The 11,439-nt window shown below is 64.9% G+C and carries 7 protein-coding genes, 1 tRNA gene and 2 pseudogenes; 2 read left to right on the top strand and 8 right to left on the bottom strand.

The features are described from left to right. Positions 1 to 263 precede the first annotated feature (263 nt). Positions 264 to 866 carry a hypothetical protein gene (locus ACI944_RS06750; RefSeq protein ID WP_411718291.1) on the top strand — a complete coding sequence of 201 codons (603 nt, stop codon included), beginning with the start codon at positions 264 to 266 and terminating at the stop codon, positions 864 to 866. 534 nt (positions 867 to 1,400) lie between these two features. On the opposite strand, the gene ACI944_RS06755 is transcribed toward ACI944_RS06750, so the two are convergent. From ACI944_RS06755 to ACI944_RS06790, 8 genes and pseudogenes are all read right to left on the bottom strand, one after another. Next, positions 1,401 to 1,473, bottom strand: a tRNA-Pro gene (locus ACI944_RS06755). 65 nt (positions 1,474 to 1,538) lie between these two features. Further along, complete coding sequence (gene trmY / locus ACI944_RS06760; protein ID WP_411718292.1) at positions 1,539 to 2,129, bottom strand: tRNA (pseudouridine(54)-N(1))-methyltransferase TrmY; 591 nt, start codon at positions 2,127 to 2,129, stop codon at positions 1,539 to 1,541. Positions 2,130 to 2,211: 82 nt separating this feature from the next. Next, a pseudogene (locus ACI944_RS06765) lies at positions 2,212 to 2,706 on the bottom strand (UDP binding domain-containing protein); the annotation flags it as partial. Between the two features lie 3 nt (positions 2,707 to 2,709). Further along, positions 2,710 to 4,905: pseudogene (locus tag ACI944_RS06770) on the bottom strand (nucleotide sugar dehydrogenase); the annotation flags it as partial. Positions 4,906 to 4,996: 91 nt separating this feature from the next. Further along, entirely contained in the window at positions 4,997 to 6,367 is a 1,371-nt protein-coding gene (locus ACI944_RS06775; protein WP_411718293.1) for an initiation factor 2B, read from the bottom strand. Positions 6,368 to 6,374: 7 nt separating this feature from the next. Next, entirely contained in the window at positions 6,375 to 7,946 is a 1,572-nt protein-coding gene (purN, locus tag ACI944_RS06780) for a phosphoribosylglycinamide formyltransferase (RefSeq protein WP_411718294.1), read from the bottom strand. A 141-nt stretch (positions 7,947 to 8,087) separates the two neighbouring features. After that, positions 8,088 to 9,053, bottom strand: coding sequence for a phosphotransferase family protein (locus ACI944_RS06785; protein ID WP_411718295.1), 966 nt, complete (start codon positions 9,051 to 9,053; stop codon positions 8,088 to 8,090). Next, complete coding sequence (locus ACI944_RS06790; protein WP_411718296.1) at positions 9,050 to 9,754, bottom strand: HAD family hydrolase; 705 nt, start codon at positions 9,752 to 9,754, stop codon at positions 9,050 to 9,052. The genes ACI944_RS06785 and ACI944_RS06790 overlap by 4 nt, the downstream gene beginning before the upstream one ends. Before the next feature lie 181 nt (positions 9,755 to 9,935). Here ACI944_RS06790 and purB point away from each other — a divergent pair, with 181 nt between their 5' ends. Continuing rightward, a complete protein-coding gene (purB, locus tag ACI944_RS06795) occupies positions 9,936 to 11,318 on the top strand; it encodes an adenylosuccinate lyase (RefSeq protein WP_411718297.1) in 1,383 nt (460 codons plus the stop codon). Positions 11,319 to 11,439: the final 121 nt, after the last annotated feature.

Genomic DNA, 11,439 nt, shown 5'->3' on the forward strand with positions numbered 1-11,439 from the left:
CTGGGCGCTCATCGGGACCTCCCGGAATCATCTCATCGCTGCGACCGGGTGAGAGAGAAACCGCCCCCGTTTGAACTGCGCTTACAGCTGGCATAACCGTGCGTATCGGGCCTTCGCACCCTTTTGGCTTGTTCTTGAATCATGTCGTCCGGCTGCTGCTCGTTCGGATCGTTGGACACTGTGCCGTGACAGATGACACAGCGGCCGTCCGTCCATCGGGATGAGCAGAAGGCTTTTTCCCGAGTGTGAGCCATCTCCCGTGTATGCCCGAGCCCTCCACTACCGACTCGGCGGTCGACACGTACGATATCTCTACGGTTGATCTGCACGACGATCGCTACGTCGTCAAGCAGCCAGCGATCCGAAACAAGTACGTCGTTCGGGACAGCGCTGGTGATGCCGTGTTGCGCGGGAAGCAGAAACTGTTCAAAATGAAAGAGGAGTTCCCGTTCGTGACCGGTGACGACGAGGACGCGTTCACGGTGAAGGCGGGTGGCATCATGGACATCGCGGGAAACTACGCCATCAGGGACGCTGGCACCGGCGAGGAAGTCGTCGTGCTTGACGAGGACCTCTCGCTGTTCGTGGAGAACTGGACGATTCGGGATCCCGAGACCGGAGCACCGCTGGCGACCATTCGGTCGAAGAGCAAACTCTTCTCGGCGCTCCGCCATCTCATCTCCGTTGCGAACCTCGTCCCGAACAAGTACGAGATATTCGACGCTGACGACAACCACGTCGGCGACATCGAAGGCCAGTTTTCGCTACGGGACACCTACACAGTCAGTATCGACGACGCCAGCAGCGTCCCGAAAGAGGCGGTGATCGCCGCCGCCTGCGTTCTTGACGCTCTCGAAAACAAGTAGCCGTTCCGCCTCACGCCGATACGGATGGGCGATCCACACCAGTAGTTGCATGACGATTTTGAGTAGCTCACCGCCGCGAGTCCAGCAATCCGCCGAGTGCGTCGCAATGATGCTGCCGCCAGAGCCCCGGGGCCATCCGAAGACAGCGCCAGCGAAGACGACGAGCGCACCGCCAGCGATGGCCGCGTGCGTGGGTGGCTGTTCGCTGGCCGTGGGCCACTTATATACCGAGGGCGATCGGCTGTCAGAGAACAGGTGATTGGCCGGCGCGTCCGTTTCGGTTGCGACGAACAGCCGCCAAACTGAGGCGCCCGAAGTCGACCGGTCGCCCGCCGAGTGAGAGTGCGGGAGAAGTAGGCCGGCGCGAATTCGAATCACCGCGGAGCAAAGCTCTGCGAGCCCTCGTTCGCTTCGCTCACGAGGACGCGGTTACGGCCACCCGACGAAAGCCATCCACCACAGCCGCCGCTTTTGATCCAGCTTTTGCGAGTCCAGGAGCTCCGCTCTTGGGCGAAATAAAAGGTGGGGACGAAATGGGCCGGCGCGAATTCGAATCGCGGTTACGGCCACCCGAAGGCCGAAGGATACCAAGCTACCCCACCGGCCCGCACTCGAACAAAAGCCGTTGTGTCTTTTAATCCTTCCGAAAATCGGCACCTGCGGGGACCCGTTTCAATACTTCGTGTAGCCACCGGTGTCGAGATAGTTGTGCGCAACGGTGATCGCCTGGTCGGCGTGCAGCGCCTCGGGGCCGAGCGACACCCGCTCGTCGGCCGCCGATTCGAGCACCTCGGCCTCCGCGTCGGTGAACTCACGGTGATCCGAGAGGACGAACACCGGGGTTTCGGGCGGCGCACACTCGACCACCGGCCGTCCGTCACCGTGGAGTTGGACGAGGGTCGTCTCCTCGTTGAGGCCGTTCACGAGTGATTCGAGGGTCCCCTGTCGGATCGACACGCCGGGGGAGGGGTGGGCCGCCATCGACCCGATCGCCCCCTCTCGGGCCGCGAGCGCGTCCCGGACTCGCGCCGCAGTCGAGCGCTCGTCGGGGTTGAGTCGTCGGAGTTCCAACCCGTCGAAGCCGATGATGTAGCCGTCGACGATGAGCGAGACGCGAACATCCTCGCGAATGTCGTGAGAGCGCAACAGCGCGCTCGTGACGCACCGCGAGAGCAGATCGAGTCGGCCCGCCCCCGGAAGGTCCTCAAGGCTGATGTCGGCCCCGGCGGCGAGGTCGTGCGAGCGAACGACGAAGTGACGCATACGGGACTGTGCGGGCGGCGTTTATAAATTCGGCTCGGTCCAATTGAGCATGGTGTCCCGCGGCCGTCGTTCCGCCCGCCAGTTACCACGTCAATCCCTCGTAGGTGATCCCTCGGCGGCGCTCGACGATCCGGCGGCCGTCGACGACGACGGGGTCGGCCATCGCGTCGAATTCCCCATCGAGATCGGCGAACTCGGGCCAGTCGGTGACCACGGCGGCGGCGTGGGCACCCTTCAGCGCTACCGCGGGCGAGTCAGCGTACTCGATTTCGGGAAACACCTCGGCCATCGCGTCGGCGGCGCGTGGGTCGTAGGCTACCACCTCGGCGCCGCGGTCGAGAAGTCCCTCGATCACCGGCTTCGCGCGGGTCCCGCGGATGTCGTCGGTGCCGGGCTTGAACGCGAGGCCCAACACGGCGACCCGGTGGCCGCTGACGTCAACGTGTTGCTCAAGCAGTTCCAGGAGGCGCTCGGGCTGGCGATCGTTGCGTTCGATGGCCGCTTCGACCATCGTCGGCTCGTAGCCGGCCGCCTCCGCTCCGGCGACCAGCGCGGCGGTGTCCTTCGGGAAGCAGTTGTGTACGGCGATGCCGTCGGTAGTCACGAACGTTTGCGTGTCCTCGACCTCGAGCGAATACACGTCGACAGCGTCGTGGTTGATCTCGATATCGGTTACCGGAACGGTCGTATGGCTCCCACCATCGGTGTATCCCATGGGACTGACGTCGGTGACGCACTGGTCGATCCGCTGTTGGATGCGTTTTCGATCCTCCTCAACGAACAACTCCTTCAGCGACGCGACCTGATCCGTCGAACTGATTCGCAGCAAATGTGCGGGCCGCGTCGACTTGGCCGACTGTGAGGTTTTCTGACTCGGGACGATTCCGACGCTGTGTAGCAGGAACTGCATCCCCTGTATCAGCTCCTCGCTGACTGATCCGTAGTCGTAGACAAGTGCGTTCGAGTCTGATGTGTAATCGATGTGGCCATCGCCGCGAAAGAGCCCCGAAACCAATGCCTTTCGGTTCGTCGCCGATTCCCGATATGCGATATTGGGGATGGCTGCCGAATACGAGCCGGTCCCACATCCGAGCTGCTCGATGAACGCCGCAAAAATTCGACTGGAGACCTCGATTCGGGTTGCGGTCTCCTGCGTTTCAGTCCGCGATCTGATACCGAGGCGATCGACGTACGATTCGACGTCCGCGACGTACGCCTCCTCGTCTGTGGGATGGAAGCTCATAATCACCCGTCTTCGCGTCGTCGAGCCGTGCTCGGAACCGCTGTCGTGGATATAACCTTCGCTGAGGTAGTAGCCGATGAACCGCCAGAACGGCTCATCGGCCTCAATAACCGCTGGAATATACGTTTGTCCTCCACCCGCGGTGGTGTACAAACCCAGATCCGAACGCTCCAGCGGTAACTCATCTTCGAACTCGAGAAACACGGACAGAGGGAGGTGGTTACTACGAACGAACTCGCGTATCTTGTCGTAACTGAATCGTTGATTGTACGCTGCCAGGGTTTCACGGAGCGCCTCGTCGATACGGTCTAATTCGAACGTTGGCTGTAGATAAATACGCTCATTATCGAACGTGCTTTTTTGTGCGGTGAACTCGATTAGATCGAACTGTTCTACCGGTGTCTCCGGGATGTTCCCCAATACCGGGAGCCGTGCGTCCGACCCGAGGTTCCGGGCTTCTCGCACGACACAGTCATCGCCTTCGACCGCGAGCATCGGGTGATCCGCGGTGACAGTAACCTCCTTGTTCATTCGCGTTCGAATCGTGTAGAGGTCACCTTCGTATGGGCGGCGTGTCGCGGTTCGAACCGATCTAAATGTACACGCGCCGTCATCGTAACTCAGTACGGAAACGTCCTCAAGCGCACCGTCCGTCACGTACTGCTCGAAGAACTCTCGAAGCGTGAGCAAGCGTGTCTCGACACCGTCTTTTATCAGTAGTCGTTGATCACCGGTGAGACACGACCCCCCCCATCCGACCCCCGAGCGCAGGAACTCGCCGCTGATGCGGGAGTCAAGACCGATCGCGTCGGCGACCTCGTAGGCGTCGACATCGAACTCCTTGCAGACGTTCCCGAGGTCGTTTATCAAGCTAATCTTCGCCGCGAGGAACGTGTTGTTGGCGTACTTGACCATCGCGGCCTCGCGACGCCCCGTCGCTACGACCGGGATATCCCAGTCAGTTATGAGCGGCTCGTAGAGTTCGGCGAGTCGGTCGAGGGCGCGGTCGTCGCCGTCGGTCCCGATCACGATCTTGTCGGGTTCCATGAAGTCCCGGACTGCGCTGCCTTCGCGCTGGAACTCGGGGTTGACCGCAACGCCGAACTCCTCGCCCTCGGTCTCTCCCGAGGCCGATTCGATCGCCGGAACGAGTTCGTCCTCAATCACGTCGGGCAGGACGGTCGATTTGACGACGACGAGGTGATAGTCGTCCTTGCCGGCGATGGCTTCGCCCAGGTCCTCGGCCGCGGCGAGCAGGATCGATGCGTCGATCGAGCCGTCCGGTTTCGCTGGCGTACCGACCGCTAAAAAGGTGATGTCGGTTTCGGCCGCGGCGCCGTGGTCCGTCGTTGCGTGCAGGCGACTCCCGGCGTACGCCGACACCAACGGGTCGAGCCCCGGTTCGTGAATCGTCGTCTCACCGGCGTTGAGACGGTCGACCGTCTCCTCGTCGACGTCGATCGCCGTCACATCGTGTCGCAAGTCGGCCAGACAGGCCGAGAGAGTCGTCCCGACGTAGCCGCTCCCGACGACGCTTATCTTCATACGCCGTCGTTCGCCGCCGGAGGGTTTGAGCGTTGGGCTCTCCGTCCGATCCAGGGCGGCCCCGTGCGCTCCCGGTCGGTCACTCCGGCGATGTCCCCGAGTTTGAGGACCCCGTCCGCCACTCAGCCAGCGCCGCGTGCTCGTCCGCCACGTCGGCGATGTTCGGGGGGTCGAGACGGCCGTCCTCGGTGAGGAAGCCGGCGACGTATTCCGGCGGAGTAACGTCGAACGTCGGGTTGTGAACGTCGATCGCTCGATCGCCGTCGTAGACCGCCTCGGCCGGTCCCTCCTCAAGCGTCGGCGTCCGTGCGGGAGCGATCTTGTCCCTCGCCGTGACGACGTACAAAGGGATCGCCGCCTCGTCAGCGGCGAGCGCGGTTCCCCGTGATCCGACTTTGTTTATAACCGTGCCGTCGGCCAACACTGTGTCCGCGCCAAACACCACGGCGTCGACGGACTCCGCCGTGAGGACGTGGGCGATGGCCGCGTCGACGCAGACCGAGACGTTGACGCCCGCCGCCGCGACGCGCTCGGCGACATCAATCCCCTCGCAACCGGGGTTGGACTCGGCGACGATCACGCGATCCGGCGCGCTCTTCAACACGGGCAGCACCGTCCCGGACCGCGAGAGGGTGAGCACTGTCTCCCCCTCGACGAGTGGCTTCGCCGTCTCCGCGGCCCGTCGATCCGCCTCAAGAGCGGTATCGATCTCCTCGATCGCGACCGAGACCGCTGTCGTCGCGGTTCGGTCGTCTGCCGCCACCCGCGAGAGGATCCGGTCAACGCGGGTTCGCAGGGCCGCCATGCTCGGCCGCGCCGCGAGGATGTCCTCGGCGACGGCGGTCAGTGCCTCCCACGCGGCTTCGGGCCCGACACCCTCGGCTCCGAGCGCTCCCGCAGTGTCTCGGACGATAGCCATCGCCCGAATCGAGATGTAGCCGGAGCCGTGCTCGGTGTCGGCCTCCAGCGTCGCCGGCATCGGGCGGACCCGATCGTACGCCCGCCACAGCCCCGGAATCGTCTCTCGGCGGTGAATCTCCGTCGCCGGCACCCACTCGGAATCAGTCGCGCCGTCCGGAAGATCGACGTCTCGTGACGGACAGTCCAAGAGCGTCGGTTGGATCGTGAGTTCTGCCCCGTCAGCGCGAACCGCGAACGGATCACCGGTGCGAACCGCGGTCGCGCTCTCGGGGAAAGCGGCGCTCTCGTCGACCGCTGTGACGAGTCCCGCCCACCGGCCATCGAACGCCGAAATCGCCCCGCGATACCTGGTTAACAGGATCTCCGCGTCGTGTCGAAGAAAGGCAACGGCGAGCGACGGCCCGTGAGTCTTCCCGGACGGCGGCGTATCGGCCTCATTCGTCGGCGTTGTATCGGCTTCAACCCGGCCGGACGGCTGCATGTCGCCCCCATCCCCGTCGAACGACGGCGTGTCGGGTCCCTCGGCCATCCTGAGATCAGTGCTGGAACGCCCGCTGACCCGTGAACGTCATCGCGATGTCTTGCTCGTTCGCGGCCGCGATGACGTCCTCGTCGTTGACCGAACCGCCGGGTTGGATGACCGCCTCAATGCCGGCGTCGGCGGCGACCTCAATGCCGTCCGGGAACGGGAAGAACGCGTCGGAGGCCATCACTGCCCCCTGGGCGTCTTTCCCCTCGGCGTGCTCGTCGGCCTTCATGGCCGCCAGGCGGACGGCGTCGACGCGGGAGACCTGCCCCATCCCGACGCCGACCGTCTCGGTCCCATCGGCGAGGAGGATCGCGTTGGATTTGACGTGTTTGATCGTCCGCCAGGCGAAACACATCGTTTCGAGTTGCGCCTCGGTCGGCTCGCGGTCGGTGACCGTCTCGAGGTCGGACGGGTCGACCGACTGGCGGTCGCGCTCTTGGACCAGTCGCCCGCCGACGAGATCGCTCTCTGTCGTCGGCTCCGAAACCTCGTCGAGGGCCCCCACATCCAGCACGCGGAGGTTGTCCTTCTCGGCGAGCGTGTTGCGGGCCGAATCGGTGTAGTCGGGCGCGACGACGACCTCCTTGAACGAGCCGGTGATCGCCGCCGCCGTGTCGGCGTCGCACTCGCGATTCAGCGCGACGATACCGCCGAAGGCGCTCATCGGGTCCGTCGCGAGCGCGTCCTCGTAGGCCGCTGTCAGCGAGTCGGCGGTCGCACAGCCCGCGGGGTTCGTGTGCTTGATAACCGCGGCCGCCGGGCCGTCGAACTCCTTTATCAGGTTCAACGCACCGTCGGCGTCGTTGTAGTTGTTGTACGACAGCGCCTTTGCGCCCTCGTTCAGTTGCTCCGCACCCACGACGTTCGCCTCCGCACAGGCCCGATCGAGGTACACCGCGGCCTCTTGATGCGGATTCTCGCCGTATCGGAGTTCGCGTCCACGGTCCTCACAGACAAGCCGACGGGCGGGAAACGCACCGCCGTCGTCGCCGTCGACGGATACCTCGTCGCCGTCGACGGTGACGCGGTCCTCGGCGAACCACTCGACCGCACGGGGATAGGCGTTAAACTCAGCGTCGTAGAGAACGCGCTCTTTGAGATCGGCGGCGTCGTCGCCATCGCGTACCGGGACGGGTTGTTGAGTGACGATCGGGCCACCGTCGACGGTTTCATCGACGACATGGACGGTACAGCCGGTGACGGAAACGCCAGCCTCTAGCACCTGCTCGTGGGCGTCCATCCCCGGGAACGCGGGCAGAAGCGACGGGTGGACGTTGAGCGTTCGCGGGGCCGCATCGATGAACGTCTCCGTGAGGATCCGCATATACCCATCGAGACAGACCAGGTCGACGTCGTAGCCCGCAAGCCGCTCGAGGACCCGGCGTTCGTGTTCCTCGCGGGACTCGTTCTCGGCGCGTGTGACGACCTCGGTCGGGATTTCACGCTCCGTTGCCTCCGCAAGAACCGGGGCGTCCGCCTCGTTCGTGAGTACGACGGCGAACTCCGCGCCGCCCGGAGCGGTGTCGGCGATGTGCAGCAGGTTCCGGCCGTGGTTCGAGGCCATACCGGCGAGTTTCATGCCGAAAACGGACCCCGCCGAACGCAAAGTAGTTGCGGTTGCCGCCGCGGGTTAGTGCAAATACATGCATATATAAAGATTTGAGCCCGGATAAAAACCGGATAGTGACCACGAACATGCATGTATCGATCAACTTCGGCTTTATATGAGTGATATCAACCGGTAACGATGAAACGCGACGGCGTCCGCGCCGGTCCGCTCGGGATACCCCGGCCGCGTGACGGTTCCGGTGGAATCGACCGCCGAGTCGACGACGGCGGCGATACGCTCGGCCCGGCTAACATCGGGCAGCGGCCGAACGTCGGTGTACCCGTCCCGAAACGCCGTCCTGAGGCCCGATCCGTCCTCGACGTACCACTCCGCAAGGAGGTGTTCGGCCTTCGCGACTGAGAGTCCCGCCCCGGCAGCGAGGGGGTCGCCCCAGTCGAGAAACGCCGTGAGTCTCCCGTCGTCGATCATCGCGTTTCCGGGTCGGAGATCCCACGGGAACAGCCGCGGCGTCGGATCGGCGTCCGGGTCACACTCGGCCGCCGCCTCGGTCGCCCGCGTGAGGTCAGCAAACTGCTCCGGGAGGGCGTCGACACATTCACCAACGTACGCGTCGAACCACCGCGCCCACGAATCCGGCCCGTCGGCCCGCAACTCCCCGCGGTCGCTACCGGCCGTCCAGTCGGCGACCGCGACCGGGCCGAAACGCTCGAAAACGAACGTCTCGTGTATCTGCCCGAGTGCTCGCCCGAACCGTCCGGCGATTCGCCGCCTCCTCACGGGCGAAAGCGCGGTGAACCGCTCGTGGAGGTTCGTCCCCTCGGCCGCCTCGACGACGCGGTAGGCTCCGCCGTCTCCCCAACTGTCGTTCCCGTCGATCCGCCCGTACTCCAGCACCGTCGGGACCGGCACAGTCGTCCGGGCCGCGATTTCGCGGGTGAGTCGCGTCTCGGTCCGAAGCGCGGCCGGGTCCCCCGTTCGCTGGACGACGAGGCGCTCGCCGGCGGCGAGCGTGACGATTGCCGTCTCCTTTCTGTTTCCCTCTGTTGGCCGGTCGATCGATTCGATGGGTTCCCCCGGATGCGCCGACTCGATGGCCGCGCGTACCCAGCCTGTCATCCATCGCCGTCTCCGTTCATATCGTCGCTTCCATCCCCGAGCGCCTCTCGGAGATCACCTAGCGACTCGAACACGTACTTGGGGCGATACGGGGCGGGGTCACACTCTCCGTTCGTCGGGCACCACGCCGCCGTCAACCCGGCGTTCTGTGCGCCCGCCACGTCGTACTCGAGGGAGTCACCGACGTAGAGCGCCTCCTCCGCGCGGACCCCGAGCGCTTCGAGCGCCCGGTCGAACGGTTCGCGGTTCGGCTTCAGACGCTGTCGGTCGCCGGCGCAGACGACGGTCTCGAAGGCGTCGCCAAACGGGAGCGACTCGAGTTTTCCTGTCTGTCTTGCGGCCGGACCGTTCGTCACGACGCCAACCGTGCCGGCGCTCATCGCTGCCTCGACTGCTGCCGCCGCGCCCGGCCTCGGCGCGACATCCGAGTAATCGACCGTTTCGAGGAACCCCTCGGCGAGCGCCGTCGCGTCGATCGGCGTCCGCCCGTGTCGGGCGGCCACCCGAGCAAACCCACGCGCAAAGTAGCCGACCGGATCGTCGTGATCCGGCGGGTCGTCGAGGGCAGTCCACAGCTCTTCCGGTTCGCCGAAACGGTCGATCCCGGCCATCTCGAACGTTCCACGGTAGACGGCCGCCGCCGAATCGGCGTGCTCACAGAGTGTCCCATCGAGATCGAAGAGCACGGCTGTAAACGACACACGCGGGGTACGGCCCCGATAGACAAAACGCACCCGGTCACCGAAACACCCGTCTGTACACCGAAACAACCGCCTGAACCGGAATCGCGCGGACGCCCGACCACACGAGCGCCGAGGCCCCCTGACGCTGCCCCCGGCACCGACCGACATCCTTTTTCAGCGCCTCGCCGGAACCACGGACATGACACGGGGGCCGCTGTACGCCGTCTCGCCACTCGATGGCCGCTACGCACGCTACACCGAACCGCTCACCGACTACGCCAGCGAGGCCGCGCTGATGCGGGCGCGCGTCGAAGTCGAAGTCGAGTACCTGCTCGCTTTGGCCGACCTCGATGCGACCCCGCTGGCGCTCGATTCCGGGACTCGATCGGAACTCCGAGGTCTCTACAGATCGTTCGACGCCGACGACGCCGATGTCGTCAAGCGACTCGAGACGGAGGGGTACGGCGGCTACGCGGCGACGAACCACGATGTCAAGGCCGTGGAATACTTTATCCGATTGCACCTGCCGGACGAGGACGCACAGGGGCCATGGGTGCATTTCGGGCTGACCAGCGAGGACGTTAATAACCTCGCTCATCGACTCCTACTCAAGCCAGCCGTCACGGACGTACTCGTCCCCGCGATCCGGGAACTCCGGGACGATCTTGCCGACGACGCGAGGCAACACCGCGACCGCCCGATGTTGGCGCGCACGCACGGCCAGCCGGCGACGCCGACGACCTACGGCAAAGAACTCGCCGTCTACGCGGCCCGCCTTGGGCGTACACTCGGCCGTCTTGAGGCCGAAACAGCAGCCCTCTCGGGCAAACTCGCCGGTGCCTCGGGGACCTACGCCGCCCACCGAGCCGCGTACCCCGACGTGGACTGGCGGGCGTTTTCCGAGTCCTTCGTCGAGTCGCTCGACCTCGAACACGCCGGACTCTCGACGCAGGTCAACCCGTGTGACGACCTCGCGGCGGTCTTCGACGCGCTCCGGGGCGTCAACAACGTGTTGCGGGATCTCGACCTCGATATGTGGCTCTACGTCTCGGATCGCTATCTCGGCCAAGAGGCGGCGGCGAGCGAGACCGGCTCATCGACGATGCCTCACAAGGTGAACCCGATCGACTTCGAGAACAGCGAGGGAAACTTGACGAAGGCTAACGCCGACCTCACCTTCCTCGCCGACTACGTCACAACGTCTCGCCTGCAGCGAGACCTCTCGGACTCGACGGTCAAGCGCAACGTGGGCGCGGCGCTCTCGCACTGTCTCATCGGCTATCGAAAGGCGGCCGCCGGGCTCGAGAAGGTGACGCCGAACGAGGCCGTCATGCGCGAGGATCTCGAGGCCAACCCGGAGGTGATCGGTGAGGCTGTCCAGACGATCCTCCGCCGGGAGGGCGATACCGACGCGTACGAGCGCATCAAGGACCTCACCCGCGGGCAACGCGCGACGCTGTCTGACTTTCGGGCCCTCTTCGACGAACTCGATGTCGACGAGTCCGTCCGCGAGGAACTGCACGCCCTGACGCCCGCGGGTTACACCGGCTTCGGCGGCGAACTGGTCGACGAACTCAAGTAGCCGGCGTGATCGACAGGTGATGCCGGCGGCTCCGAACCGTGGATCGTCCGAGGATTGAGAAGAACGGCGGGCGTCGATCAGAGTCATCCTCGTCGGGCTGGTCGTTCTTCCGTTGGCTCCC

This window comes from Natronomonas sp., assembly GCF_046710025.1.
Classification (GTDB): Archaea; Halobacteriota; Halobacteria; order Halobacteriales; family Haloarculaceae; genus Natronomonas.